The organism is Pseudomonas sp. UBA2684 (genome assembly GCA_002354655.1).
Lineage (GTDB): Bacteria > Pseudomonadota > Gammaproteobacteria > Pseudomonadales > Pseudomonadaceae > Aquipseudomonas.
Map to the genome: position 1 here is coordinate 47383 of DELY01000034.1, position 25719 is coordinate 73101.

Annotated in this window: 22 protein-coding genes; 8 read left to right on the forward strand and 14 right to left on the reverse strand. The window is 60.6% G+C overall.

The genetic code is table 11. The annotated features are described in order from the left end of the window. Positions 1-139 precede the first annotated feature (139 nt). Positions 140-700, forward strand: coding sequence for a chalcone isomerase family protein (locus B3M58_RS11225; protein ID WP_296219162.1), 561 nt, complete (start codon positions 140-142; stop codon positions 698-700). A gap of 64 nt (positions 701-764) precedes the next feature. Here the strand turns inward: B3M58_RS11225 and B3M58_RS11230 are convergent, their stop codons facing one another. Further along, positions 765-2231 carry a glyceraldehyde-3-phosphate dehydrogenase gene (locus tag B3M58_RS11230; RefSeq protein ID WP_296219163.1) on the reverse strand — a complete coding sequence of 489 codons (1467 nt, stop codon included), beginning with the start codon at positions 2229-2231 and terminating at the stop codon, positions 765-767. Positions 2232-2362: 131 nt separating this feature from the next. On the opposite strand from B3M58_RS11230, the gene mfd reads away from it, so the two are divergent. Both mfd and B3M58_RS11240 read left to right on the forward strand, forming a co-directional pair. Beyond that, a complete protein-coding gene (mfd, locus tag B3M58_RS11235) occupies positions 2363-5815 on the forward strand; it encodes a transcription-repair coupling factor (protein WP_296219164.1) in 3453 nt (1150 codons plus the stop codon). Between the two features lie 11 nt (positions 5816-5826). Beyond that, positions 5827-6366, forward strand: a complete 540-nt coding sequence (locus tag B3M58_RS11240) for a CsiV family protein (RefSeq protein WP_296219165.1) — start codon at positions 5827-5829, stop codon at positions 6364-6366. A 68-nt stretch (positions 6367-6434) separates the two neighbouring features. Here B3M58_RS11240 and B3M58_RS11245 read toward each other — a convergent pair whose 3' ends face one another. From B3M58_RS11245 to B3M58_RS11260, 4 genes are read right to left on the reverse strand one after another with little or no spacing between them, the layout of a single operon-like run. Next, a complete protein-coding gene (locus B3M58_RS11245) occupies positions 6435-7172 on the reverse strand; it encodes an S-methyl-5'-thioinosine phosphorylase (protein ID WP_296219166.1) in 738 nt (245 codons plus the stop codon). Between the two features lie 11 nt (positions 7173-7183). Continuing rightward, positions 7184-8182 carry a beta-N-acetylhexosaminidase gene (nagZ, locus tag B3M58_RS11250; protein WP_296219251.1) on the reverse strand — a complete coding sequence of 333 codons (999 nt, stop codon included), beginning with the start codon at positions 8180-8182 and terminating at the stop codon, positions 7184-7186. A 21-nt stretch (positions 8183-8203) separates the two neighbouring features. After that, positions 8204-8728 (reverse strand): L,D-transpeptidase, encoded by a 525-nt coding sequence (locus B3M58_RS11255; protein ID WP_296219167.1) that lies wholly within the window; start codon positions 8726-8728, stop codon positions 8204-8206. A gap of 47 nt (positions 8729-8775) precedes the next feature. Further along, positions 8776-9483: a TetR/AcrR family transcriptional regulator gene (locus B3M58_RS11260; protein WP_296219168.1), complete on the reverse strand. Its 708-nt coding sequence runs from the start codon at positions 9481-9483 to the stop codon at positions 8776-8778. A gap of 268 nt (positions 9484-9751) precedes the next feature. Here B3M58_RS11260 and lexA point away from each other — a divergent pair, with 268 nt between their 5' ends. Next, a complete protein-coding gene (lexA, locus tag B3M58_RS11265) occupies positions 9752-10363 on the forward strand; it encodes a transcriptional repressor LexA (protein ID WP_296219169.1) in 612 nt (203 codons plus the stop codon). 10 nt (positions 10364-10373) lie between these two features. After that, entirely contained in the window at positions 10374-10847 is a 474-nt protein-coding gene (sulA, locus tag B3M58_RS11270) for an SOS-induced cell division inhibitor SulA (protein WP_296219170.1), read from the forward strand. Between the two features lie 113 nt (positions 10848-10960). On the opposite strand, the gene B3M58_RS11275 is transcribed toward sulA, so the two are convergent. The 6 genes from B3M58_RS11275 to fadB all read right to left on the reverse strand — a co-directional run bounded on the left by B3M58_RS11275 (position 10961) and on the right by fadB (position 18340). Continuing rightward, positions 10961-11194, reverse strand: a complete 234-nt coding sequence (locus tag B3M58_RS11275) for a hypothetical protein (RefSeq protein ID WP_296219171.1) — start codon at positions 11192-11194, stop codon at positions 10961-10963. Positions 11195-11271: 77 nt separating this feature from the next. Then, entirely contained in the window at positions 11272-11790 is a 519-nt protein-coding gene (locus B3M58_RS11280) for a DUF6586 family protein (RefSeq protein WP_296219172.1), read from the reverse strand. Between the two features lie 71 nt (positions 11791-11861). Next, positions 11862-14471 carry a type I DNA topoisomerase gene (gene topA / locus B3M58_RS11285; RefSeq protein ID WP_296219173.1) on the reverse strand — a complete coding sequence of 870 codons (2610 nt, stop codon included), beginning with the start codon at positions 14469-14471 and terminating at the stop codon, positions 11862-11864. A 125-nt stretch (positions 14472-14596) separates the two neighbouring features. Beyond that, positions 14597-14833 carry a DUF1653 domain-containing protein gene (locus B3M58_RS11290; RefSeq protein WP_296219175.1) on the reverse strand — a complete coding sequence of 79 codons (237 nt, stop codon included), beginning with the start codon at positions 14831-14833 and terminating at the stop codon, positions 14597-14599. A 153-nt stretch (positions 14834-14986) separates the two neighbouring features. Then, positions 14987-16162: an acetyl-CoA C-acyltransferase FadA gene (fadA, locus tag B3M58_RS11295; protein WP_296219177.1), complete on the reverse strand. Its 1176-nt coding sequence runs from the start codon at positions 16160-16162 to the stop codon at positions 14987-14989. Positions 16163-16192: 30 nt separating this feature from the next. Next, entirely contained in the window at positions 16193-18340 is a 2148-nt protein-coding gene (fadB, locus tag B3M58_RS11300; protein ID WP_296219179.1) for a fatty acid oxidation complex subunit alpha FadB, read from the reverse strand. Between the two features lie 480 nt (positions 18341-18820). Here fadB and B3M58_RS11305 point away from each other — a divergent pair, with 480 nt between their 5' ends. After that, positions 18821-19642 (forward strand): hypothetical protein, encoded by an 822-nt coding sequence (locus B3M58_RS11305; protein WP_296219180.1) that lies wholly within the window; start codon positions 18821-18823, stop codon positions 19640-19642. A 108-nt stretch (positions 19643-19750) separates the two neighbouring features. Here the strand turns inward: B3M58_RS11305 and B3M58_RS11310 are convergent, their stop codons facing one another. After that, a complete protein-coding gene (locus tag B3M58_RS11310; protein WP_296219182.1) occupies positions 19751-20188 on the reverse strand; it encodes a hypothetical protein in 438 nt (145 codons plus the stop codon). An 87-nt stretch (positions 20189-20275) separates the two neighbouring features. Here B3M58_RS11310 and B3M58_RS11315 point away from each other — a divergent pair, with 87 nt between their 5' ends. Further along, on the forward strand, positions 20276-20716 hold the full coding sequence (locus B3M58_RS11315; RefSeq protein WP_296219184.1) for a universal stress protein: 441 nt from the start codon (positions 20276-20278) through the stop codon (positions 20714-20716). A 45-nt stretch (positions 20717-20761) separates the two neighbouring features. On the opposite strand, the gene B3M58_RS11320 is transcribed toward B3M58_RS11315, so the two are convergent. Together B3M58_RS11320 and B3M58_RS11325 are read right to left on the reverse strand one after the other, a co-directional pair. Then, positions 20762-21448, reverse strand: coding sequence for a DUF6901 family protein (locus B3M58_RS11320; protein ID WP_296219186.1), 687 nt, complete (start codon positions 21446-21448; stop codon positions 20762-20764). 63 nt (positions 21449-21511) lie between these two features. After that, positions 21512-23434, reverse strand: a complete 1923-nt coding sequence (locus B3M58_RS11325) for an ATP-binding cassette domain-containing protein (RefSeq protein ID WP_296219188.1) — start codon at positions 23432-23434, stop codon at positions 21512-21514. 317 nt (positions 23435-23751) lie between these two features. Between B3M58_RS11325 and B3M58_RS11330 the strand changes: the two genes are divergently transcribed. Further along, the gene (locus B3M58_RS11330) at positions 23752-25680 is read left to right on the forward strand and encodes a transglycosylase SLT domain-containing protein (protein ID WP_296219189.1); all 1929 of its coding nucleotides are present in this window, start codon (positions 23752-23754) and stop codon (positions 25678-25680) included. The last annotated feature ends 39 nt before the right edge of the window (positions 25681-25719 follow it).

The window sequence follows — 25719 nt, forward strand, 5'->3', positions numbered from 1 at the left end:
TATAAAGACGCCCCCCCTGACTGGCCACCCAAGCACTTGCTTTTTTTGAGTTTTCCGTAACAGGGCGCAACAGACGCCAGCTTGACTGAAAGCACCATGCGCGCGAAATAAGACCATTGAATCAGCCTAGGAACCCGTCATGCGCAGACTGCTCACGCTCATCGCCCTGCTCTTACTCAGCCCCGCCTTGCTGGCGAACAATAGTGCACGCCTGGACGAAGCAAATTTCGCCGCACAGGTCGACCTGCCAGACGCCAGCCTCGAGCGGAAAAACCAAACCGTGCTCACCTACCTGTGGGCCGACGTGTATGCCGCTGCGCTCTATGCCGAGCCGCAGTTGAGTGCACGCCAAGCCCTCGACGCCAACCGCAGCAAGCGCCTGGAGCTTTACTACTTTCGCAACATAGACCGCACTGACGTGATCAAAGCCGCCTGGGTCACCCTGGAAAGGCAGCAGAATCCAGCCACGCTCGAACGCCTGCGCAAAGACCTCGATACCCTGCATGCCAGCTTTCGCGATATTCGCCCAGGCGACCGCTACGCGCTCAACTACAGCGCCAGCAGCGGCTTAATCCTTGAGCGTAACGGCAAAGCCACATTCACCAGCAGCAACCCCGAACTGGCCAATGCCTACCTCGGCATCTGGCTCGCCCCCAACGGACTGTCGGACAAACTGCGCGACAGCCTGCTGGCCGACTGAATCCAGGCAATAAAAAACGGGAGCCGAAGCTCCCGTTCTTTAATTGCGGCTTAGCGCTTAGCGCTTAGCGCGGAAAGGCCGGTGGGTTGACCCCAACCATGTCTTCCATGACGCGAATTACCTGGCAGCTATAGCCAAATTCGTTGTCGTACCACACGTACAGCACAACGCGGTTGTCATTGGCGATAGTCGCTTCGGCATCCACCACACCCGCATGGCGCGAACCGACGAAGTCGGTGGACACCACTTCCTGCGAGTTGACGAAGTCGATCTGCTTGTGCAGATCCGAATGCAGCGCCATATAGCGCAGGTACTCGTTGATCTCTTCGCGGCTGGTGGCGTTTTCCAGGTTCAGGTTGAGAATCGCCATGGACACGTTGGGTGTCGGTACGCGAATGGCATTGCCGGTCAGCTTGCCTTTCAGCACCGGCAGCGCCTTGGCAGCGGCAGTGGCGGCACCGGTTTCGGTGATCACCATGTTCAGCGCGGCGCTGCGGCCACGACGGCTGCCCTTGTGGAAGTTGTCGATCAGGTTCTGATCGTTGGTGTACGAGTGCACGGTTTCCACGTGGCCGTTGACGATGCCGTACTTGTCGTTCACCGCTTTCAGCACCGGCACGATGGCGTTAGTGGTGCAGGACGCCGCGGAAATGATCTTGTCGTCCGCCGTGATATCGCCATGGTTGATACCATGCACGATGTTCTTCAACGCGCCCTTGCCCGGCGCAGTCAGCACCACGCGATCGATACCTGGGCAAGCCAGGTGCTGGCTCAGGCCTTCGGCATCGCGCCATACACCGGTGTTGTCCACCAGCAAGGCGTTGTCGATGCCGTACTGGGTGTAGTCCACCTCGGCTGGCGACTTGGCATAGATCACCTGAATCAGGTTACCGTTGGCGGTCAGCGTGTTGTTGGCTTCATCGATGGTGATGGTGCCATCGAACGGGCCATGCACCGAATCGCGACGCAACAGGCTGGCACGCTTGACCAGATCGTTCTCCGCACCCTTGCGCACGACGATGGCGCGCAGACGCAGGCCGTCGCCACCACCGGTTTTCTCGATCAGGATGCGCGCCAGCAGGCGGCCGATACGACCAAAACCGTAGAGCACCACGTCGGTGCCTTTGCGTGCCACGAGGTTCTGCTGGCCGGCGACCGGGGCCAGTTCGTCACGCACGAACTGCTCGATGCTGCGGCCATTGGCATCCTGGGTGAACTTGGCCACCATGCGCCCCAGATCCACGGAGGCGGCGCCCAGCTTGAGCTCGCTCATCGTCTTGAGGATCGGGAAGGTGTCATGCACCGACAGCTCGGCATCGCCGCCTAGGCGGTGGCGCGCATAGCGGTGGGCTTTGAGAATTTGGATGACCGAACGGTTGATCAGGCTACGACCGTAGATCGAGGTAACCACATTATTGTTGCGGTAGAGTTGGCCAATCATCGGAATCATCGCTTCCGCAAGGGCTTCTCGATCGATCCACTCACCGAGACACTGGTCGGGCTTCTGAGTCACGGGCAGTACCTTCCACATGTAGGGGCTGAAAAAAGGGGCTACATTATGACGGCGCACGCAAGCAGGAGCAATGCGCACCTGTCGCGACTGACACCGAGCATTCTTGCCCGCTACAATCGCCGACCTTGTGCCATGACCGTGAGCTGCCTGTGTCTGCACCGACCCTATCCGTACTGCGCCTGCCGTCCCTGCCGGCCACCGCCGGCAAACAACACTGGGGCAACCTGCCCGGGGCCGCGCTAAGCCTGGCGATTGCCGAGGCCGCCAGCGCCGCCAAGCGTTTCACCCTGCTGCTAACCGCCGACAGCCAGAGTGCCGAACGCCTGGAGCAGGAGCTTAGTTTCTTTGCCCCGACACTTCCGGTATTGCATTTCCCCGACTGGGAAACCCTGCCCTACGACCTGTTTTCGCCGCACCAGGACATTATTTCTCAGCGAATTTCTGCGCTTTATCGCCTGCCAGAGCTCAAACACGGCGTTTTGGTAGTGCCCATCACCACTGCCCTACACCGTTTGGCGCCGACGCGTTTTCTGCTCGGCAGCAGCCTGGTACTCGACGTCGGCCAGAAAATCGATGTCGACAACATGCGCATGCGCCTCGAGGCCGCCGGTTATCGCTGCGTGGATACCGTGTACGAACACGGCGAGTTCGCCGTACGCGGCGCCTTGATCGATCTGTTCCCAATGGGTAGCGAGCAACCGTTTCGCATCGACCTGTTCGACGACGAAATCGAAACCCTGCGCACCTTCGACCCGGAAACCCAGCGTTCCATCGACAAGGTCGAGTCGATCAAGCTGCTGCCGGCACGCGAGTTCCCGCTGGAAAAGAAAGCCGTCAGCGATTTCCGCGGGCGTTTCCGCGAGCGCTTCGACGTGGACTTCCGCCGCTGCCCGATCTACCAGGACCTCAGCACCGGCATCACCCCGGCCGGTATCGAGTACTACCTGCCGCTGTTCTTCGAGGAAAGCGCGACCCTGTTCGACTACCTGCCAACCGACACCCAGGTGTTTTCCCTGCCGGGCATCGAAAAGGCCGCCGAGCAGTTCTGGGTCGATGCGCGCGGCCGTTATGAAGAACGCCGCGTCGACCCGGAACGCCCGCTGCTGCCGCCCGCCGATATCTTCCTGCCGGTGGAAGACTGCTTCGCCCGCCTGAAGAACTGGCCGCGCGTGGTGGTCAGCCAGGACGATATCGAGGAAGGCGTCGGCCGCACCCGTTTCGACGCCAAACCGCTACCGGACCTGGCGATTCAGGCCAAAGCCAATGAACCCCTGGCGGCGCTGCGGCGCTTTATCGAGGAGCATCCTGGCCGCGTGCTGTTCTGCGCCGAATCGGCGGGCCGCCGCGAGGTGCTGCTGGAGCTGCTCGCGCGCCTCAAGCTCAAGCCCAACGAATTCGACAGCTGGCCAAGCTTCACCGCCAGTAAAGAGCGTTTGGGCATCTGCATCGCCCCGCTGGATGACGGCCTGCTGCTCGAAGACCTGGCCCTGGTGGCGGAAAGCCCGCTGTTCGGCCAACGCGTCATGCAGCGACGCCGCCGCGAGAAATCCCGTGATGGCGGCGACAACGTCATCAAGAACCTTACCGAACTGCGCGAAGGCGCGCCGGTGGTGCATATCGACCATGGCGTCGGCCGTTACCTGGGCCTGGTGACCATGGAGTTCGACGGCCAGGCCGCCGAGTTCCTCGCCCTGATGTACGCCGAGGAAGCCAAGCTTTACGTACCGGTGGCCAGCCTGCACCTGATCGCGCGCTACACCGGCAGCGACGACGCCCTGGCCCCACTGCATCGGCTCGGCTCGGAAATCTGGCAGAAGGCCAAGCGCAAGGCCGCCGAACAGGTGCGCGACGTTGCCGCCGAACTGCTCGACATCTACGCCCGCCGCGCGGCTCGCGAAGGCTATGCGTTTGCCGACCCGAAGGCCGACTACGCCACCTTCAGCGCCGGCTTCCCCTTCGAAGAAACCCCGGATCAGCAGAACGCCATCGACGCCGTGCGCGACGACATGCTCGCGCCCAAGCCGATGGATCGCCTGGTCTGCGGCGACGTGGGCTTCGGCAAGACCGAAGTGGCCATGCGCGCCGCCTTTATCGCCGTGCATGGCGGCAAGCAGGTGGCAGTGCTGGTACCCACCACCCTGCTCGCCCAGCAGCACTACAACAGCTTCCGCGACCGCTTCGCCGACTGGCCGGTAAAAGTCGAGGTGATGAGCCGCTTCAAGAGCACCAAGGAAGTCAGCGAGGCCATGCAGCAACTGGCCGAGGGCAAAGTGGACATCGTTATCGGCACCCACAAGCTGCTGCAGGATGACGTCAAATTCAGCAACCTGGGCCTGGTGATCATCGACGAAGAGCACCGGTTCGGCGTGCGCCAGAAGGAGCAGCTGAAAACCCTGCGCAGCGAAGTCGACATCCTCACCCTCACCGCCACGCCGATTCCGCGCACCCTGAATATGGCCGTGGCCGGCATGCGCGACCTGTCTATCATCGCCACGCCGCCGGCGCGACGGCTGTCGGTGCGCACCTTCGTCATGGAGCAGAACAACCCGACGATCAAGGAAGCGCTGCTGCGCGAATTGCTACGCGGCGGCCAGGTGTATTACCTGCACAACGATGTGAAAACCATCGAGAAGTGCGCCGCCGACCTCGCCGAGCTCGTTCCCGAGGCGCGCATCGGCATCGGCCACGGGCAGATGCGCGAGCGCGAGCTGGAACAGGTGATGGGCGACTTCTACCACAAGCGTTTCAACGTGCTGATCGCCTCAACCATCATCGAGACCGGCATCGACGTGCCGAGCGCCAACACCATCATCATCGAGCGCGCCGACAAGTTCGGCCTGGCCCAGCTGCACCAGTTGCGCGGCCGCGTCGGCCGCAGTCACCACCAGGCCTACGCCTACCTGCTGACACCGCCACGCAAGCAGCTGACCGACGACGCGCAGAAACGCCTGGAGGCCATCTCAGGTGCCCAGGATCTCGGTGCCGGCTTCCTCCTGGCCACCCATGACCTGGAGATCCGCGGTGCTGGCGAGCTGCTCGGCGACGGCCAGAGCGGGCAGATCCAGGCGGTCGGCTTCACCCTCTATATGGAAATGCTCGAGCGCGCGGTGAAATCCATCCGCAAGGGCGAGCAGCCCAACCTCGACCAACCGCTCGGCGGCGGTCCGGAGATCAACCTGCGTGTGCCGGCGTTAATCCCCGAGGACTACCTGCCCGACGTGCATGCGCGGCTGATCCTCTACAAACGCATCGCCAACGCCGCCGACGAGGATGGCCTGAAAGAACTGCAGGTGGAGATGATCGACCGCTTCGGCCTGCTGCCCGAGCCGAGCAAGAATCTGGTGCGCATCACCCTGCTGAAATTGCAGGCGGAGAAGCTCGGAATCAAGAAGGTCGACGCCGGCCCGCAAGGTGGGCGCATCGAGTTCACCGCCGATACCTGCGTCGACCCGCTGACGCTGATCAAGCTGATCCAGAGCGCGCCGAACCGCTACAAGTTCGAAGGCGCGACGATGTTTAAACTCCAGGTGCCCATGGAGCGCCCGGAAGAACGATTCAATACCCTGGAAGCGCTGTTCGAGCGCCTGACTCCCTCTACGTAAAGGACTGACCCATGCGCGCACTCCGCACCCTGGCCTTGCTGCCGCTTATTCTGCTGTCGCTACTGAGCAGCGCAGCGGTTTTTGCCGAAGGCCTTTACCAGGTCGAAGTCATCGTCTTCCGCCAAGCGGGCGAACCGATTCCCGCCAGCCAGCCAGCGCCCGACGACTGGGCTCAAGGTGCACAACCGCTCGACGCCAGCAGCGAGCGCGTCACGGCACTCAATAGCGAAGCAGCCAAGCTCAACCCCGGCAGCGGCTATGAAGTGCTCTTGCACAAAGCCTGGTCGCAACAGCTGGGCGGCAGCCCTAGCAGCGTGGCGCTGCACACCGGCGATGAGCAGTTCGGTCACTTCCCGGTGGAGGGCACCCTGCATCTCAGCCAAGTGCGCTTTATCGATCTGCAAGCCGATCTGTGGGTCAACCAGTTCGACGACAGCGGCCTGCTCACTGGCAGCCAGCGCATCAAGCAAGGCAGCCGCCTGAAAAGCGGCGAGCTGACCTACCTGGACCACGGCAGCCTGGGCTTACTGATTCGCGTCAGCCCGCTGTAAGCGAACAACCACAAAAAAGGGCCGCGCAATGCGGCCCTTCGGTTTTTTCGAGGATTAGCCGGGCGAATTCAAGCGGCCAACACCCGGGCCAATACAGCCTTGGCTTTGCCCATGCCCTCCTCCAGCGCACGCTCGATTTGCGCCATGGTGATCACTCCAGCCGACTTGCCAGCCGCCGGGTTGACCACCAGCGACAAGCAAGCGTAGGGCAGCGCCAGCTCACGCGCCAAGGCGGCTTCCGGCATACCGGTCATGCCGACGATGTCGCAACCGTCGCGCTCCATTCGCGCAATCTCGGCCACCGTCTCCAGGCGCGGCCCTTGGGTGCAGCCGTAAACACCATGACTGCTGAACGCACAGCCCTCGGCCAGCAGACCGCTACAGAGTTTCTCACGCAACTCGGCGTCGTACGGGTGGCTGAAATCGATGTGAGTAACATGTTGCAGCTCCCCCTCAAAGAAGGTGTGCTCACGCCCTGCGGTGTAATCGATCAACTGATGCGGCACGCAAAAATGCCCGGTGCCCATCGCCATATGAATGCCGCCTACCGCATTGACCGCGATAATTGCCTGAGCACCCGCCTCCTTCAACGCCCACAGGTTGGCGCGGTAATTCACCTGATGCGGTGGAACCCGGTGCGGGTGACCATGGCGAGCCAGAAACAGCACATCGCGCCCAGCGTACTCACCACGCAACAAAGGGGCAGACGGCACGCCATAAGGCGTCTCACGATTCAATGCCGCCGTGATCGTCAGGCCGTCCAGCTGGGTCAGGCCTGTGCCGCCAATAATGGCGTAAACAGTCATCGGGTTAATCCTCAATCGATTAATTGCGCGGCGCGTAATGCGCCGACTGCGGCCAGCCAACGCGGGCTTTGCCGGTATTCAATGCCAGGGAAAGCCTGCCGACGCATACGCGCCAAGCCTGCTGGGGCGGCCACCCGCAGGCGCTGCAAGGCGCTGAGGGCAAGCTCCGCGGCCCCACGGTCGTTACACACCAGGCCCATGTCGCACCCAGCCGTCAACGCTGCTTCGATGCGGCATGCGGCATCGCCCACCACATGGGCGCCCGCCATCGACAAGTCGTCGCTGAAAATAACCCCGGAAAACTGCAACTCGCCGCGCAGAATGTCCTGCAACCAACGCCGCGAAAAGCCTGCGGGCCGATCATCGACCTGCGGGTAGATCACGTGGGCCGGCATCACCGCCGCCAGTTGCCCGGCGAGACGGGCGAACGGCTGCATGTCCTGTAGACGAATTTGCTCAAGGCTGCGCTCATCCAGCGGAATCGCCACGTGGGAGTCGGCCTCGGCCCAGCCATGCCCAGGAAAATGCTTGCCGGTCGCCGCCATGCCTGCCTGGCGCATGCCGCGAATAAAGGCACCAGCCAACTGCGTGGCACGCGCCGCATCGCCGTCGAAGGCACGGCTGCCGACGACTGCGCTGCGCTGATAGTCCAAATCCAGCACCGGCGCAAAACTCAGGTCGAGCCCTACAGCCAGCACTTCCGTGGCCATCAACCAGCCACAGTGCTCAGCCAGCAGCTCGGCATTGGCGTTATCGGCCAACGCCCGCATGGCCGGCAAACGTACAAATCCCTGGCGCAGACGCTGTACGCGCCCACCCTCTTGGTCCACCGCCAGCAATAGATCGGGACGAACCGCACGCATCGCCGCCGCCAGCTCACGCACCTGGCGCGGGTGCTCGATGTTTCGCGCAAACAGAATCACCCCGCCGACCTCAGGCTGCCTGAGGATCTGTCGATCCTCGGCGCTCAACCACGTGCCGGCGACATCCAGCATCAACGAGCCTTGCATGCTTGAACTCACGAATAATCCTTAATTGAGTGGCGCCGCCGCCCATGCCGAGCAAGGCGCCTCATCGATCTGTACCGCACAATGGACGGGCACCCGCGGGAAGAGTTCCAGCAGGTCGGCATTGCGCAACCGTACGCAGCCGTGAGAAAGCGCTATGCCCATTGGCTCACTGTCCGGGGTGCCATGCAGGTAGATATAACGGCGAAAGGTATCAACCGCACCGAGGCGGTTACGCCCTGGCTCGCAACCGCTGAGCCAGATGATCCGCGTGAGAATCCAGTCGCGACCGGGAAACTGCGCCGCCAACTGCGCGGACCAGATTTCACCGGTCCAGCGCCGCCCACGCAACACCGCACCCAGTGGCAAGCCCTCGCCCACCTTCGCCCGTACCTGATGCCGGCCACGCGGCGTGCAACCGGAGCCACTGAGCTCGCCTGCACCATTCAACGCAGTAGACACCGGAACGCGCAGCAACAATTGCCCGTCGGCAAAGCCGTACAGACACTGATCAGCGAGGGAGATATGCAGAAAATCGAGAGCGCGCATGACGCCTAGCTTAGCGGATCACACCCCGCAAGCCCACCCATGCGGCCTCACACCTTGGCAGGCACACCGGAGCTTTTCGCGCGCGGCTTGAGCTGTGCACTGGCCAGCGCCTCATCGGTCACGCCACTGTCCGAACGCATACCGGCAGCCAGAAACGGCACCATCAAGCGCATTACCTGCTCGATTGAGGTATTCACCCCGAAATCGTTCTCGGCCATGGCGCGCAACGCCTTGATTCCGGACATGCTGAAGGCCGCTGCGCCGAGCATGAAGTGCACGCGCCAGAACAGTTCCAGTGGTGGAATACGTGGGGCCGCTTCGTGCACCAACAGCATGTAGCGGCGGAAGACCTTGCCGTATACCTCTTCCAGATACTTACGCAAATGGCCTTGGCTCTGACTGAAGGCCAACCCCAACAAGCGCATGAAAATAGACAAGTCATTGCCACTGCGCGGCTTCACCGCCAAGGCTTGCTCGACCAGTAGCTCCAGCAGTTCTTCAAGACTGACTTTGCTGTCCGGCTTGGCCTGACGGCGATCCAACTCACGCTCCAGGCTGCTACAGAATGGCCCGAGGAACCGTGAGAACACCGCCTGAATCAATGCTTTCTTGGAGCCGAAGTGATAATTCACGGCAGCCAAATTGACGCCGGCCTTGCTAGTGATCAGGCGCAATGAGGTTTCGGCGAAACCTTTCTCCGCGAACAGCTGTTCTGCCGCATCGAGAATGCGTTCAACGGTTTCCGACTGGGCCATGACTCTTCACCTGACAAACACTTGTTTGAAACATACGTTTCAGCCCGCCGCCTTGTCAAGTCGCATGAGCCGCTTTTTGGCTGGGCAGTCACACCGTTATAACAAACAACCAGAGCATCAGAGCAAGACGAGCGCAAAGTCCGCTAAGTAACACGCAGCACCGACAAAACCGCAAGCCTGAATTGGTCCACGAACGCAAAAGGAGGATTGCCAAGCCTCTATCACTGTATATAATCCCAGTCACTGTATAAAAAGACAGAGTCCCGACATGCTAAAACTGACGCCACGCCAAGCTGAGATTCTCGCCTTCATCAAGCATTGCCTCGAAGACAACGGCTACCCGCCAACCCGCGCAGAAATCGCCCAGGCGCTCGGCTTCAAATCGCCCAATGCCGCCGAAGAACACCTCAAGGCCCTGGCCCGCAAAGGCGCCATCGAGATGACCCCCGGCGCCTCCCGCGGCATTCGCATTCCGGGCTTCGAACCCAACCCCCTCGAAGAAGAAGGCCTGCCAGTAATTGGTCGGGTAGCCGCTGGCGCGCCCATTCTCGCCCAGCAGCACATCGAAGAATCCTGCCGGATCAACCCGGAGTTCTTCCACCCCAAGGCCGACTACTTGCTGCGTGTGCGCGGCATGAGCATGAAGGACATTGGTATTTTTGACGGTGACCTGCTCGCCGTGCACACCACCCGCGAAGCCCGCAATGGCCAAGTGGTGGTGGCCCGCCTCGATGACGAAGTGACCGTCAAGCGCTTCAAACGCGAAGGCAACAAAGTCTGGCTGATTGCCGAGAACCCTGAGTTCGCACCGATTGAAGTAAACCTGGAAGAGCAGGATTTAATTATCGAAGGCTTGAGTGTCGGCGTCATCCGCCGCTAGAGGAGGCTTTATGCAGTTCCCGCAGTCGCTGAACCGTACGCAACTCCCACTGTTCGAGGCTTTTCTGGCCACGACGGCGCCCGCGCTGTTGAACGAAGTGGTGGAGACGCCCTGGCAAGATGAGCCGCAAGCTTTCAGTGAAATGTCGCTACGCGGCGCTGCCGGGCACTGTTTGAACCTGCTTGCACCGATTCTGCGCGAGCTGAGCCAGAACCATGATGCCCGCTGGTTGAGCCTCATCGCGCCACCTTCCAGCCTCACCCAGACCTGGCTACGCGATGCGGGACTAAACCGCGAACGCATTCTCCTACTGCACCCTCGTGGCGAGCAAAGCGCGCTGGAGCTGGCCCAGGAGGCATTGAAGTTGGGGCGTAGTCACACAGTCGTCAGCTGGCTACACCCGCTTGCACAGCATGCGCGCCAGCAACTGGAACAGGCCGCACGACAAGGTCAGGCGCAGAGTTTGAATATCAGCCTGGGTTAACCGACTTGTATCGATCGCACAGGGAATGTGCGGAGAACACGCGTAACAAGACGCTACGAACTAAGCGACCTCAACGACGGTCGCAATCGGCACACATCTGCAACCGTCTTCGCTCAGTGCAATACGCGCGGCGACTCATCCTGCTCAAAGTCACCCTCAGCCAATCTGCCAGCCATTTGCACGCCGACATTAAGCATGGCTTTGGCAACCTCGACATGCTGTCCTTGCAAGAAAGCTTTGGCATCGGCCGAAAAATCCAGCACCACCAGAGCCTCTTCATCCTCCGCGCGGCGCAGGGCAATTCGCCCATCGGGCAGCTCGACGATTTCAAGGAAGGATGTAGGCATAGGGTTGGCTCTCCACGAAAGGCCGGCATTGTAACAGCCGACCAAGGCACGCCCTAGTCCGCTTATCTAAACTCAACTCACCACTCGCTGAGTGACTCACGAAAACGCCGCGCCAATGCGCTCAACTCTTGCCGCCATTCCTCCAGCGTTTCACGCGCCACCGGCGGTAACTCTTGATCCAGGCTCACGGCCTCGATCAGCGCTGTACGCGGATCGATCTTGACCTTCTTCGCCGCCTGCGGAGGCTGAAACAGCTCGGCATAGGCGCTCAGCAGCTGCGCCAGCCAGGTTTCTGGTTGCTCCGCCAACTCGACCAATTCAGCCAACTCCGGGCTCGGTGCAGCCTGCAAAATGGCTTTATTCAGTAGCTGCTCGACACGCGGTGCATTGCTTTCGGGCAAACGGTAGTAGCCGGCAATTTCGTGACACAAACCGAGCACCGCCCCATACAGATGGAACAATGCCGCTTCACGCTCGGCCTGCACCAGCGCCTGGGCGTTCATTGCCTGCCCTTCCTGAGCTTTGCGCAGGGACTCCAGCGCGAGCCCGGCGTAGAAGATTTTCTGATTGGTGCGGGTATACAGCTCATGGGCCATAAGGGCGCCCTCCACTACGGATCAAGTCACTATACGCGCGCCTACAACCTGTAGACGCGCACCTGGTCCGATCAGCGTTTGTCTTCGACTTTCCACTTGTCGCCGTCATAGAACGCACGCCAGCCGGTCGGTTTGCCGTCGACCTCGGTCTGCACGTACTGCTCTTTGGTCTTGCGGCTGTAGCGGATCACTGCTGGACGCCCATCCGGGTCTTTCTTCGGCGCATCGACGAGGAAGTGATACTTCGGATCGATTTCGTCCTTGTGCGGAATCAACTCCTGCACCAAAGGCGCGCGGGTTTCGCGGTTCTTTGGAAACTGGCTGGCGGCGAGGAACAAGCCGGAAGCGCCGTCACGCAGGATGTAGGTGTCGTTGACCTTCTCGCACTTGAGCTCCGGCATTTTCACCGGGTCCATCTTCGGCGGCGCGGCTTCGCCACTTTTCAGCAGCTTGCGGGTGTTCTTGCATTCGCTGTTGGTGCAACCGAAAAACTTGCCGAAACGGCCGGTTTTCAGCTGCATCTGGCTACCGCACTTGTCGCAGTCCAGGCTCGGGCCTTCGTAGCCTTTGATGCGGTATTGCCCTTGCTCAATCTCGTACCCCGCACAGTCGGGGTTATTCCCACAGATATGCAGCTTGCGGGTTTCATCGAGCAAGTAAGCATCCATGGCAGTCGAGCAGATTGGACAGCGGTGCTTGCCCAACAACACGCGGGATTCCGACTCGCCCTCATCGTCCGCAGCGATTTCATCGCCCGGCACCAGGTTAAGGGTCGACTTACAGCGCTCTTTGGGCGGCAATGCATAACCCGAGCAACCGAGGAATACCCCGGTGGACGCCGTGCGAATCATCATCGGCCGGGCGCATTCGCGACAGGCGATATCCGTCGGAGTCGGCAGATTGGCACGCATACCGCTATCGCTGGCCTCGGCCACCTCGAGCTTTTTCTTGAAGTCGCCGTAGAACTCATCGAGCACATGCTTCCACTCGCGCTCGCCCTGGGCCACGTCGTCGAGGTGCTCTTCCATGCCGGCGGTAAAGCCGTAATCCATCAGATTGGAGAAGCTCTCACCGAGACGCTCGGTGACGATGTCGCCCATCTTTTCTGAGTAGAAACGGCGGTTGTGCAACGCCACGTAACCACGGTCCTGGATGGTGCCGATGATTGCGGCATAGGTCGACGGGCGACCGATGCCGCGCTTTTCCATTTCCTTGACCAGGCTGGCTTCCGAGTAACGCGCGGGTGGCTTGGTGAAGTGCTGGCTCGGGTCGAGCTTGACCAGTTTGAGCACTTCGCCCTGATTCATTTCCGGCAGCACATCGTCGTCGCCCGGTTTGCTCAGCTGCGGCAGTGCGCGGGTGTAACCGTCGAACTTGAGAATTCGGCCCTTGGCGCGCAACTCGAACTGCGCCGCAGTCACGGTGACGGTGGTCGACAGGTATTCGGCCGGCGGCATCTGGCAGGCGACGAACTGGCGCCAGATCAGCTCATACAGACGCTCGGCATCGCGCTCCATGCCCGACAGCTGAGTCGGCTTGAGGTTGACATCGGACGGACGAATCGCTTCGTGCGCCTCTTGCGCGCCCTCTTTGCTGCTGTAAGCAATTGGATTGGCCGGCAGGTATTTTTTGCCGAACTCGCCTTCGATGAAGTCACGCACCATGCTCACGGCGTCCGCCGACAGGTTGGTCGAGTCGGTACGCATGTAGGTGATGTAACCCGCCTCGTAGAGACGCTGGGCCATCATCATGGTCTTCTTCACCCCAAAGCCCAGGCGGTTGCTCGCGGCCTGCTGCAGGGTGGAGGTGATAAACGGGGCCGACGGCTTACTGCTGGTCGGTTTGTCTTCACGCTTGGCAATGCTGTAGCTGGACGCCTTGAGGGTATCCAGGGCCGCCATCGCCTGAGCTTCATTGAGCGGTTTAAATGCAGCACCGTTCTCGCGAGCCACTTCGAAGCGCACGTTGGCGCCTTTAGCCGTGCCCAGATCGGCGTGCACTTCCCAATACTCTTCGGGGACGAAGGCGCGGATTTCCTTCTCGCGCTCGACCACCAGCTTCACCGCCACCGACTGCACACGGCCGGCAGACAGGCCGCGGGCGATCTTGGCCCACAGCAGCGGCGAGACCATGTAGCCCACTACGCGATCGAGGAAACGCCGCGCCTGCTGGGCATTAACCCGATTGATGTCCAGCTCGCCCGGTTTGGAGAACGCTTCCTGGATGGCTTTCTTGGTGATTTCGTTGAACACCACGCGCTTGTAGCGACTGTCATCGCCACCGATGGATTCGCGCAGGTGCCAGGCAATGGCTTCCCCCTCGCGATCCAAGTCGGTTGCGAGATAGATGGTGTCGGCTTCCTTGGCCAGTCGGCGCAGTTCTTCGACGACCTTTTCCTTGCCGGGAAGGATCTCGTACTGGGCCTTCCAGCCATGTTCGGGATCGACCCCCATGCGCGTGAACAGCTGGCGCTTGGCTTTTTCCTTGGGCGACAGCGCCGGCACTTCGCCTGCCGCTGCTTTGCCGCGTTTGGCCGGCTCTTTGGCGGTGCTTGCCGAGCCGCTGGTAGGCAGGTCACGGATATGGCCGATGCTCGACTTCACCACGTACTCGTTGCCCAAGTACTTGTTGATGGTCTTGGCCTTGGCCGGGGATTCCACGATGACCAGCGATTTGCCCATGGATTGGAAAATTCCTGAAATTCGATAAATAAATGCGGGAGGCGCCACGTAGCCAGCTAGCGCGGCACCGCTATATATAGTGGTGGTTAAGGTGAGGTCAAGCGCAGCAATGGCCCGACATCAGCTCAGGGCCGAGTAAAAACAGGTGTTTCGGCCTGAATCAAAGCAAAGCGCGGAACCGTCTCGCCGTCCACCTCGACGCTTTCGCAGAACATCTCCAGCGGTCGCACCCACAGGCCGTAGTCGCCGTATAGCGCCTGATAGACCACAACCTGCTGCTGCGTCTCGGAATGCTGGGCAACGCCAAACACACGGTACTCAGGCCCTTTGTAATGACGATAAAGCCCAGGCTGCAATTGCATGGCTGAATTCCTTGGAAATTTTTCTGCCGACAAAAAATTTCCGGGAGAAATTTTTCACGTCGCGTAGCGACGGCCCGAAGGGTGGCGGCCATGGATGGCAGGCCAAAAACAAAAACCGGGGCACAAGGCCCCGGTTTCACATCGCCCAACGCTTTAGATGCGTTCGAAGACAGTGGTGATGCCTTGACCGAGACCCACGCACATGGTCGACACACCGAAGGTGCCGCCATTCTGCTTCATCACGTTCAGCAGGGTACCGGAGATACGCGCACCGGAACAACCGAACGGGTGACCCAGGGCAATGGCGCCGCCATGCAGGTTGACCTTCTCGTCCATCTTGTCGAGCACTTTGAGGTCCTTCAGCACAGGCAGAGCCTGAGCAGCGAAGGCTTCGTTGAGCTCGATGAAGTCGATGTCAGCCATGCTCAGACCAGCACGTTTGAGGGCTTTCTGAGTCGACGGTACCGGACCGTAACCCATGATCGCCGGATCCACACCGGCCACCGCCATCGCACGCACCACGGCCATCGGCTGGATGCCGAGGTCCTTGGCACGTTGGGCAGACATGACGATCATGCAGGAAGCACCGTCAGTGATCTGCGACGACGTACCCGCAGTCACGGTGCCGCCTTTCGGGTTGAACGCCGGCTTGAGGGCCGCCAGGCTTTCCAACGTCGTTTCCGGACGAATGGTTTCGTCGTAATCGAACATCTTCAGGAAGCCGTTCTCGTCGTAGCCTTGCATCGGGATGATCTCATCCTTGAACTTGCCTTCGACGGTGGCTTTTTGCGCCAGACGGTGCGAACGCTCACCAAACGCGTCCTGCTGCTCGCGGCTGATGCCATGCATCTTGCCGAGCATTTCCGCGGTCAGACCCATCATGCCCGAGGCTTTGGCGGCGTACAGCGACAGGTGCGGGTTCGGATCGACGCCGTGCATCATGCCGACGTGGCCCATGTGCTCGACACCGCCAATGACGAATACATCGCCGTTACCGGTCTGGATCGCCTGCACGGCAGTGTGCAGGGCGCTCATCGACGAACCACACAGGCGGCTAACGGTCTGGCCGGCACTGGTGTGCGGGATCTGGGTCATCAGCGACGCCATGCGCGCGATGTTCCAGCCCTGCTCCAGGGTCTGGTTGACGCAGCCCCAGATCACGTCTTCCACTTCGGCCGGATCGACCTTGGCGTTGCGCTCCAGCAGCTTGCTGATCAGGTGTGCCGACATGCTCTCGGCACGGGTGTTGCGGTGCATGCCGCCCTTGGAGCGCCCCATCGGGGTGCGACCGAAGTCGACAATGACTGCATCTCTTGGATTCAGGCTCATATCTCTACTCTCGCTCTCATCTGTCCGCGATTAACCGAAGAACTTCTGGCCCTTGGCGGCCATTTCGCGAAGCTTGGCGGTCGGGTGGTACAGCGCGCCCAGATCGGCGTACTTGTCGGCCAGGGCTACGAATTCGGCTACACCGAGGCTGTCGATGTAACGCAGCGCACCACCGCGGAAGGGCGGGAAGCCGATACCGTAGATCAGGCCCATATCGGCCTCGGCAGCGGTCTCGACGATGCCGTCTTCCAGGCAGCGTACGGTCTCCAGGCACAGCGGAATCATCATGAAGTTGATGATGTCTTCATCGGTGACTTCACGCTGCTCGCTGACGATGGACTTGAGCAACTCGTAAGCCTGCGGGTCGGTGACCTTTTTCGGCTTGCCGCGCTTGTCCATTTCGTAGGCATAGAAGCCCTTGCCGTTCTTCTGGCCCAGACGATTGGCTTCGTACATCACGTCGACCGCGGTACGGCCTTCGACCGCCATGCGATCCGGGAAGCCTTCGGCCATCACGTCACGGCCATGGTGGCCAGTGTCGATACCGACCACGTCGGACAGGTACGCCGGGCCCATCGGCCAGCCGAACTTCTCCATGACCTTGTCGATACGCACGAAGTCGACACCGAAACCGAGCAGCTTGGAGAAGCCGCCGAAGTACGGGAACAGCACGCGGTTGACCAGGAAGCCCGGGCAGTCGTTGACCACAACCGGAGTCTTGCCCATCTTCTTGGCGTAAGCCACGGTGGTGGCAATTGCCACGTCACCGGACTTCTCGCCACGGATCACTTCGACCAGCGGCATCATGTGCACCGGGTTGAAGAAGTGCATGCCGCAGAAGTTTTCCGGACGCTTCAGCGCTTGCGCGAGCAGGCTGATGGAAATTGTCGAGGTGTTGGACGTCAGGATCGCATCGTCCTTGACCAAGCCTTCCACTTCGGCCAATACGGCTTGCTTGACCTTGGGGTTCTCGACCACGGCCTCGACGACGATGTCGACATTGCCGAAATCACCGTAGGACAGGGTCGGACGAATGGCGTTGAGAGCTTCGGCCATCTTCGCTGCGGTCAAACGCCCTTTGGCAACGCGGTTGCCAAGCAGCTTGGAGGCTTCGTTCAGGCCCATCTGGATACCGTCTTCACGGATATCCTTCATCAGGATCGGCGTGCCTTTGACAGCCGACTGATAGGCGATACCGCCACCCATGATGCCGGCGCCGAGTACAGCGGCCAGTTTCACGTCTTTGGCGATTTCGTCGTGGTGCTTGGCCTTCTTCTTCAGTTCCTGATCGTTCAGGAACAGACCAATCAGGCTGGCGGCAACTGGCGTTTTAGCCAGTTTGACGAAGCCTGCGGCTTCCACTTCCAGCGCTTTATCACGACCGAAGTTGGCGGCTTTCTGGATGGTTTTGATCGCTTCGACTGGAGCCGGGTAGTTCGGGCCTGCTTGGCCTGCCACAAACCCCTTGGCGGTTTCGAAGCACATCATTTGTTCGATGGCGTTGAGCTTGAGCTTGTCCAGCTTTGGCTGACGCTTGGCCTGGTAGTCCAGCTCGCCGGAAATAGCGCGCTTGACCAGGTCCAGAGCAGCAGCTTGCAGCTTGTCACCGCTGACCACGGCATCCACGGCACCCACTTTAAGGGCGTCGTCAGCGCGATTTTCCTTGCCAGAGGCAATCCACTCGACAGCGTTATCGGTGCCAATCACGCGCGGCAGACGTACGGTGCCGCCGAAGCCCGGGTAGAGGCCCAACTTGACTTCCGGCAGGCCCACTTTGGCGCTGTCGGCCATGACGCGGTAATCCGCCGCCAGGCACATTTCAAAACCACCGCCCAGAGCGATGCCATTGATGGCGACGACGGTCGGTACATTGAGGTCTTCAAAATCACTGAAGATCTTGTTGGCTTCGAGGTTGCCAGCCACCAGCTCTGCATCCGGCAACTTGAAGTTGTCGACGAACTCGGTGATGTCGGCGCCGACGATAAATACGTCTTTGCCACTGGTGACAATCACGCCTTTGATCGAACCATCGGCCTTGATTGCATCAACGGACTGACGCAGCTCGTTCAGGGTTAGACGGTTGAATTTGTTGACGGACTCACCCTTGAGGTCGAATTTCAATTCGACGATGCCGCTCTCAAGAGCCTTAACCGTGATGGCTTTACCTTCGTAAATCATCAACTGATCTCCACGGTATGGAAGCTGAACAGTACACATCGGAGCCAACCAGCAAGCTATCCCACGGCACAGCCGTCGAGAATAGCTCCAATCAGTCTGGCACACCCACCGACGCGATAATCGGGCTGTAAAGGCGCTGCTTTTTCAGGCAAACGCTCAATTCATACGCCCGTTTGATTTGGGTGCGCACACCATCACGGAAAAGCCGCGAATTGTCAATTGACCGTGCAACAGCGGCGGCGCCCGTCATTCCCGAAAGGCCTTGTAGCGGCCCACACTATCGGGAGATTGAGGCGAACACGCGATCATCGGCGCCGATAACGCGCTATTCGTCGGGTCTTTAGGCAACAAGTGTGATCCAGCGCATACCTAGCCAAATCATTTTGCTCCGGGTACAGTCGTCTCAACACGGCCGGATTAGACCGAGCGTGATTAAAAACAAAAACAAATTAAAGCCCTACGGGCACCACGGAGTACCCCATGTCGAGCCGCCGTCTGCTTGCCATTTCGCTGAGCACCCTGCTCGCCCTCACACTTCCCCTGTTCAGCCTGCATACCCACGCCGCAGCCCCCGCCGACAGCCTGCTGAAGCTGCATCAATTGCGCCTGGCCGCACAAAAAAGCCTGGGCGACTTCTATATGTATAACGGCATGGAGGGCGACCAGCGTTATGCGCGAATGATCAGCGAATCATTGCTCGAAGCCAACGAGCGCCTGAATGGCTTGACCGATATGCCTGGCGAGGGCTCGAAGGCACTGCGCTCGCAGCTTGAGCAGCAATGGAAAGGCTACCAAATCGACTTGAACAACCTGACCAGCGCACTGAAAAGCCAGGGATTTACCGACCTGCAACCGGTGGCCGACCTGGCGAGCCGCAATCAACAATTGATGGCGCTGAGCCAGGAGCTGTACAGCAAAATCCAGCAGGAAAGTGGCCAGAATGTCCCGGGCCTGACTCAGCAGAGCCGTGCACAAAGTCTGCTGATGCAGGCGATTGCCGTGGACTATGCTTCGCGCAGTGCATCGGTGGGCGCAACCTTTATGGGCGGCGGAGAAAGCCGACCGATCGAAGAACTGGTCAGCGAGTTCGCCAGCAACCTGGCGACCCTGGAAAAAGCGCCGCAGAACACCCCGGAGATTGCGCAGACCCTCAGCGGTGTCAGTACGAAATGGCGCTATATCGAAAAATCGCTGATGAACTACAACGAAAACAGCGTACCTTTCTTGGTCAACAAGTACTCCGACAGCATCATCGAAGGGCTGGAAGATGTTTCCGCCCAGTACTCAGCGACTCAGCTCTGAGCCGATAACGCTCAGCACATGCCTCATTCAGCTTTTCCGGCCTGCCTGGCCGTTCTTCCAGCCCGGTGCTTGCGCCGGGTTTTTCTTTGCCGCCAGCGCGCCACGTGCTCAGGCGCGCGCCAACAGAAAATCGGCAATCTTGTGCAGCGAATCGGCCTGTGCCCGCTCCCCCCAATACAACGCAACCATTTGCGTTGTCGCCTCGACCTTGTAAACATCCGCCGGCAACTGTGCCAACTGCGCGGCCAGGGACGCATCGGCGCACGGCTCACGCCATTTATTCAGCCACGTACCCGGCTTGGCCTGCCAATAGCACCAACTGTCTACCTGTCCCCGTCGCCGCGCGCGGTGGTATTGCGCACACGAAACCGGCGGTTCCTGGGCCAGCCAGTGCGGCCACTCCTGGCGCGACAACTGCATCGCCAAGCCCAAACGCCGCGCCTGCAAACGCACGTCCATGCGGCCGCGCTGGCGCCGCGACGGCATCAATAAGGCCAACGGGCTGAGCACAACGATCAGGAGCAACAACACGATCCACGGGTTCATAGTTTTCATCTCACAGGCAAAAGCCTGTCGTTAGCGCTCAAGACAGCCATACTTAATAACATTGGTCCCCCTTAGAAGGAGTCACCCATGCCCTACCAGCACATTCTGGTCGCCGTCGACCTAACCGAGGAATGCGACCCGGTAATGCAACGTGCGCAAAAACTGGCCACCAGCAGCGGCGCCAAGCTGTCCGTGGTGCACATTGTCGAACCCATGGCCATGGCCTTTGGTGGCGATGTACCGATGGATCTGTCGATGCTGCAACAGCAACAGTTCGAACAGGCACGTGAGCGTCTGGATAAGTTCGCCGGAAAATACCCGACACTCGCGGCCGACCAACGTCACCTGGCTTACGGCCAGCCGCGCCAGGAAATTCATCGCCTGGCCGAAGAACAGGGCTGCGACCTGATCATCGTTGGCAGCCATGGCCGCCACGGCCTAGCGCTGCTGCTCGGCTCTACCGCCAATGACGTGCTGCACGGCGCACCGTGCGATGTGCTGGCCGTACGCCTGAAGAAAGCGCAATAACCGGGCAACGCGGCGAATGAGGCCAGGCCTCATTCGCCGCGGCCGTCACTCGAGGTTGTCGCCGGCGCTCATGACCAGCGGACGAATCTTCTGCAGCTGGGTTTCCAGCGAATAGGTCATGCTCGACGACATCGAGAAAAAGGTCAGGAAGGCCTTGAGATTGGAATCGCCTTCACAGGTATCGTGAATCCGCTGCCAGAAGGCCTGGTTGACCAGCTGCAACTGCTGAAACACCCTTACCAGCCCCTTCAATTCCCAATCTGCATGACGCCCTTCGCGGAAGTTGAAGTACTGCCGCGCCAAGTACAACGAAAACGCGCGCAGGATGAATTCCTGGTTATTGGCGAACGGCAGGTGGTTCTGCGCCATCGGCCTGAGTTTGCCCAACACCGGGCAGGCGCTGGTGGCCATGATCACCCCGAGCAGCGCGCGCAAGCCCTCTTCCAGGCCAACCTGCTTGGTGTACTCACGCTCGGGCGTGCGCACCCAGACCAGGGCTTTCTTGAACGCCGGCAACCCCTGAAAATCTTCGATTACCCGGTGCAGATCGACTGCCGCCGGGCAATGACTGAAGGTGTCCTTGCTCAGCGGACAATTGCTGCATTGCTGATAATCAAGACGCGTCCAGCTTGGCGCCGCCTGCGCCACAGCCAGGTCGTAGGCACGATCCAGCTCGATGCGGTAGCTGAATTCGTGATTGTCGTCGAGAGTAATGCGGTACTCGATGGCCATGCGTATCTCCGCCAGACTTCTTAAGGTTCTGTTTTAGGAATATCAACCACGTTATAACGCGCTTCAGCTTTCCAGTTCGGCCCAGCGCTCGACCAGTTGATCCAGTTCATATTGCAGGCCCTGCAGACGCGCCAACACCTCGGCGGTTTGCTCTGCGGGCTGCTGATAGAACGCAGGGGCGCCAATCTGCGCCTGCAACGCGGCTATCTGTCCTTCCAACGCATCGATCTGCCCAGGCATCGCCTCCAGCTCGCGCTGCATCTTATAGCTGAGTTTCTTTTTCGCCACGGGCACCGCGACCGCCTCGACCGGTGCCGCAGCCGGTACAGCCTCGACCACCGCAGACGCCAGCTCAGCCTTGCCAGCCTTGCTTTCACCGACCCCAAGCAAGCGCGGTGAGCCGCCCTGGCGCAGCCAATCCTGATAACCGCCAACGTACTCGCGCACGCGCCCTTCGCCCTCGAAGACCAAGGTGCTGGTGACCACGTTGTCGAGGAAGGCCCGGTCGTGGCTGACCATCAGTACGGTGCCCGGGAAGGTCAGCAGCACTTCTTCGAGCAACTCCAGGGTTTCTACATCAAGGTCGTTGGTCGGTTCGTCCAGGACCAGCAGGTTGGCCGGCTTGCTGAACAACTTGGCCAGCAAAAGGCGCGCGCGTTCACCGCCCGACAGGGCCTTGACCGGCGTGCGGGCGCGCTGCGGGCTGAACAGGAAGTCGCCCAGATAGCTCAATACGTGGCGGTTCTGCCCATCGATCTCGATAAAGTCGCGACCTTCGGCGACGTTATCGATCACGGTTTTTTCCAGGTCGAGCTGGTGGCGCAACTGATCGAAATAAGCCACCTCGATCCGCGTGCCCTCTTCGACGGTGCCGCTGCTCGGCTGCAAGCCGCCGAGCATCAATTTCAGCAAGGTGGTTTTGCCGGTGCCGTTGGCCCCGAGCAGGCCAATACGGTCCTGACGCTGCAAAACCATGGAGAAATCCTTGATCAGGAACGGCCCGCCTGGATGGGCGAAGCTGACGTTCTCCAGCACCATCACTTGCTTACCGGATTTATCGGCGGTATCCAGCTGAATATTCGCCTTGCCGGTACGCTCGCGGCGCTCGCTGCGCTCCACTCGCAGGGCTTTCAAGGCGCGCACACGGCCTTCGTTACGGGTGCGACGGGCCTTGATGCCCTGGCGAATCCACACTTCTTCCTGGGCCAGGCGCTTGTCGAACAGCGCGTTGGCGGTTTCTTCGGCGGCCAGGGTCGCTTCCTTATGCACCAGGAAGCTGGCGTAGTCGCCATTCCAGTCGATCAGGCCGCCACGGTCCAATTCAAGGATGCGCGTGGCCAGGTTTTGCAGGAAGGAACGGTCGTGGGTGATAAACAACACGGCGCCCTGAAAGCCGGTCAACGCCTCTTCCAGCCAGGCAATCGCGCCGATGTCGAGGTGGTTGGTCGGTTCGTCGAGCAACAGCAGATCCGGCTCGGAAACCAGCGCCTGGGCGAGCAGCACACGGCGGCGCCAGCCCCCCGACAGCTCGGCCAGGGTCTTGTCGGCCGGCAGCTGCAAACGGCTCAAGGTGCTGTCGACCAGTTGCTGCAAGCGCCAGCCGTCACGCGCTTCGAGGTCCTGCTGGACATGCATCAGCTTATCCAGATCGGCATCGCTGTGGATGTTCTGGCTCAGGTGGTGGTATTCGGCGAGCAACGCACCGACGCCATCCAGACCTTCGGCGACCACATCGAACACCGTGCGCTCGTCGGCAAGCGGCAGCTCTTGCGGCAATTCGCCGATCTTTAGCCCGGGGGCACGCCACACCGCACCGTCATCGGGCTTCTGATCGCCCTTGACCAGCTTCAACATGCTGGATTTACCGGTGCCATTGCGGCCGATGATGCACACCCGCTCGCCACGGGCGATCTGCCAAGACACCTTGTCCAGCAGCGGCATGGCGCCGTAGGCCAGGGAAACATCGGTGAACTTAAGCAGGGTCATGGCACGCCTCAACGATACGGCGAGTGATGCACACAGGGTTCAGGACCGGCAGCGGGTGGGTACTGCGCATCCACCCGCCCGTTTGAGCCTGACTTACCGGCGACTATCACCGCGAAAACTGATTTGCTGGCGCCCCGAGGCCCCGGCAAAAACTGGGCGCGCATTCTAACCGAGATGCGCCTCGACGGAGCGGGCATTTTTTCATCCAGGCGCCAGTCGGCAGCGCGACTTTCGCCGCCCCCAAGCAAAAGGCTAAGCTAGACGCATCCAGCGCCGGTTTTGCCGGCGCTCACTCACGAGTCCATCCCGGAAGTGTCATGCGCGGTCGCCTGTTCAGCCTGTTTTCCTGCTTGCTTCTCTCTGCTGCAACCCTCGCTACGGCCCAGGCTGCCAGCCTGGCCCAGCAACGCCTGTACTACGACGAGGCCAAGCGCGCACTGGCCAAAGGTGACAGCGGCCCTTACCAGCGCTACGCCAGTGCCCTGCGCGATTATCCGCTGGAACCGTACCTGGCGTATGACGAGCTGACCGCCCGACTGAAATGGGCGGGCAACGACGAAATCGAAAAATTCCTCGCCGAACATGGCGATCTACCGCAAGCCAGCTGGATGAAACTGCGCTGGCTGCGCTGGCTGGCCGAACGTGGCGAATGGCAGACCTTTGTCAATTATTACGACCCGGCACTGAATTTCACTGAACTGGACTGCCTCTACGGGCAATACCAACTCGGCCATGGCTTACGCGCCGAAGGTTTCGCCAGTGCGGAAAAACTCTGGCTGGTCGGTAAATCGCAACCCGAAGCCTGCGACCGCTTGTTCGATCGCTGGGCCGCCGAGGGCCAACTCACCGAAGAGAAACGCTGGCAACGGGCCAAGCTGGCCGCCGAAGCGCGCAACTATGGCCTGGCCAGCTACCTGATCAAAGGCCTGCCAACCCTCGCCACCCACGGCAAACTACTGGTCGAGGTGGCGCAGAAGCCGCAGCTACTCAGCCAAACCACACGCTTCCACCCTGCCGACCACGCCATGGCCGACGTGGTCGGGCTTGGTCTGCGCCGCCTGGCCCGCCAAGACCCGGAAAAGGCCCTGAGCCTGCTGGAGGGTTACGCCCAGCGCATGCAGTTTTCCAGCGACGAAAAAGTCGCCATTGCCCGCGAAATCGGCCTGACCCTGGCCAAGCGCTTCGATGCCCGCGCGCTCAAGGTCATGGCGCAATATGACCCGCAACTGCGCGACAACACCGTCAGCGAGTGGCGTGCGCGCCTGCTGCTACGCCTCGGCCGCTGGGACGAAGTCAACCAACTGACCCGAAAAATGCCCGCAGAGCTGGCCCAGACCAACCGCTGGCGCTACTGGCAGGCACGCAGCCTGCAACTGGCACAACCCGACAGCCAGGAGCCGCAAACGCTGTATCAGGGCCTGTCCAAGGAACGCGACTTCTACGGTTTCATGGCGGCCGATCAGGTCAAAGCGCCCTATCAGTTGAACAACAAACCGCTGGCCCTGGACCCGAAAATCATCCAGAAGGTGCGCAACACCGCCGGCATTCGCCGCGCCATGGAATTCCACGAACGTGGCCAGATCGTCGATGGCCGCCGCGAGTGGTATCACGTCAGCCGCCTGTTCAGCCGTGACGAACTGGTCGCCCAGGCCCGTATGGCTTACGACATGGAATGGTATTTCCCGGCGATCCGCACCATCAGCCAGGCGCAGTACTGGGATGACCTGGATGTGCGCTTCCCCATGGCGCACCGCGAGCCGCTGACGCGTGAGGCGAAGAAGCGCGGCCTGCACTCCAGCTGGGTGTTCGCGGTGACCCGCCAGGAAAGCGCATTTATGGCCGACGCCAAATCCCACGCCGGCGCCATGGGCCTGATGCAGTTGATGCCGGCCACCGCCAAGGAAACCGCGCGTAGATTCGGCATTCCCTTGAGCAATCCGAACAATACCCTGCTGCCGAATGTGAACATTCAACTCGGCGCCGCCTACCTGAGCCAGATTTATGGCCAGTTCAACGGCAACCGCGTGCTCGCCTCGGCTGCCTATAACGCCGGGCCGGGCCGGGTGCGCCAATGGCTGCGCGGTGCCGACCACCTGTCCTACGACGTCTGGATCGAAAACATCCCGTTCGACGAAACCCGCCAGTACGTGCAGAACGTGCTGTCTTATTCGGTGATCTACGGACAAAAGCTCAACGCCCCGCAACCACTGATTGGCTGGCACGAGCGCTATTTCGACGATCAATAAAGCCAAATGCCTGCCTGTGGCTGTGCTTTCGGCACCTCC

What these genes read in the sequence shown, in the direction of transcription:
- B3M58_RS11225 (WP_296219162.1), top strand. Translation starts at nt 140, where the DNA reads ATGCGCAGACTGCTCACGCTCATCGCCCTGCTCTTACTCAGCCCCGCC.
- B3M58_RS11230 (WP_296219163.1), bottom strand. Translation starts at nt 2,231, where the DNA reads ATGTGGAAGGTACTGCCCGTGACTCAGAAGCCCGACCAGTGTCTCGGT.
- B3M58_RS11240 (WP_296219165.1), top strand. Translation starts at nt 5,827, where the DNA reads ATGCGCGCACTCCGCACCCTGGCCTTGCTGCCGCTTATTCTGCTGTCG.
- B3M58_RS11245 (WP_296219166.1), bottom strand. Translation starts at nt 7,172, where the DNA reads ATGACTGTTTACGCCATTATTGGCGGCACAGGCCTGACCCAGCTGGAC.
- nagZ (WP_296219251.1), bottom strand. Translation starts at nt 8,182, where the DNA reads ATGCAAGGCTCGTTGATGCTGGATGTCGCCGGCACGTGGTTGAGCGCC.
- B3M58_RS11255 (WP_296219167.1), bottom strand. Translation starts at nt 8,728, where the DNA reads ATGCGCGCTCTCGATTTTCTGCATATCTCCCTCGCTGATCAGTGTCTG.
- B3M58_RS11260 (WP_296219168.1), bottom strand. Translation starts at nt 9,483, where the DNA reads ATGGCCCAGTCGGAAACCGTTGAACGCATTCTCGATGCGGCAGAACAG.
- lexA (WP_296219169.1), top strand. Translation starts at nt 9,752, where the DNA reads ATGCTAAAACTGACGCCACGCCAAGCTGAGATTCTCGCCTTCATCAAG.
- sulA (WP_296219170.1), top strand. Translation starts at nt 10,374, where the DNA reads ATGCAGTTCCCGCAGTCGCTGAACCGTACGCAACTCCCACTGTTCGAG.
- B3M58_RS11275 (WP_296219171.1), bottom strand. Translation starts at nt 11,194, where the DNA reads ATGCCTACATCCTTCCTTGAAATCGTCGAGCTGCCCGATGGGCGAATT.
- B3M58_RS11280 (WP_296219172.1), bottom strand. Translation starts at nt 11,790, where the DNA reads ATGGCCCATGAGCTGTATACCCGCACCAATCAGAAAATCTTCTACGCC.
- topA (WP_296219173.1), bottom strand. Translation starts at nt 14,471, where the DNA reads ATGGGCAAATCGCTGGTCATCGTGGAATCCCCGGCCAAGGCCAAGACC.
- B3M58_RS11290 (WP_296219175.1), bottom strand. Translation starts at nt 14,833, where the DNA reads ATGCAATTGCAGCCTGGGCTTTATCGTCATTACAAAGGGCCTGAGTAC.
- fadA (WP_296219177.1), bottom strand. Translation starts at nt 16,162, where the DNA reads ATGAGCCTGAATCCAAGAGATGCAGTCATTGTCGACTTCGGTCGCACC.
- fadB (WP_296219179.1), bottom strand. Translation starts at nt 18,340, where the DNA reads ATGATTTACGAAGGTAAAGCCATCACGGTTAAGGCTCTTGAGAGCGGC.
- B3M58_RS11305 (WP_296219180.1), top strand. Translation starts at nt 18,821, where the DNA reads ATGTCGAGCCGCCGTCTGCTTGCCATTTCGCTGAGCACCCTGCTCGCC.
- B3M58_RS11310 (WP_296219182.1), bottom strand. Translation starts at nt 20,188, where the DNA reads ATGAACCCGTGGATCGTGTTGTTGCTCCTGATCGTTGTGCTCAGCCCG.
- B3M58_RS11315 (WP_296219184.1), top strand. Translation starts at nt 20,276, where the DNA reads ATGCCCTACCAGCACATTCTGGTCGCCGTCGACCTAACCGAGGAATGC.
- B3M58_RS11320 (WP_296219186.1), bottom strand. Translation starts at nt 21,448, where the DNA reads ATGGCCATCGAGTACCGCATTACTCTCGACGACAATCACGAATTCAGC.
- B3M58_RS11325 (WP_296219188.1), bottom strand. Translation starts at nt 23,434, where the DNA reads ATGACCCTGCTTAAGTTCACCGATGTTTCCCTGGCCTACGGCGCCATG.
- B3M58_RS11330 (WP_296219189.1), top strand. Translation starts at nt 23,752, where the DNA reads ATGCGCGGTCGCCTGTTCAGCCTGTTTTCCTGCTTGCTTCTCTCTGCT.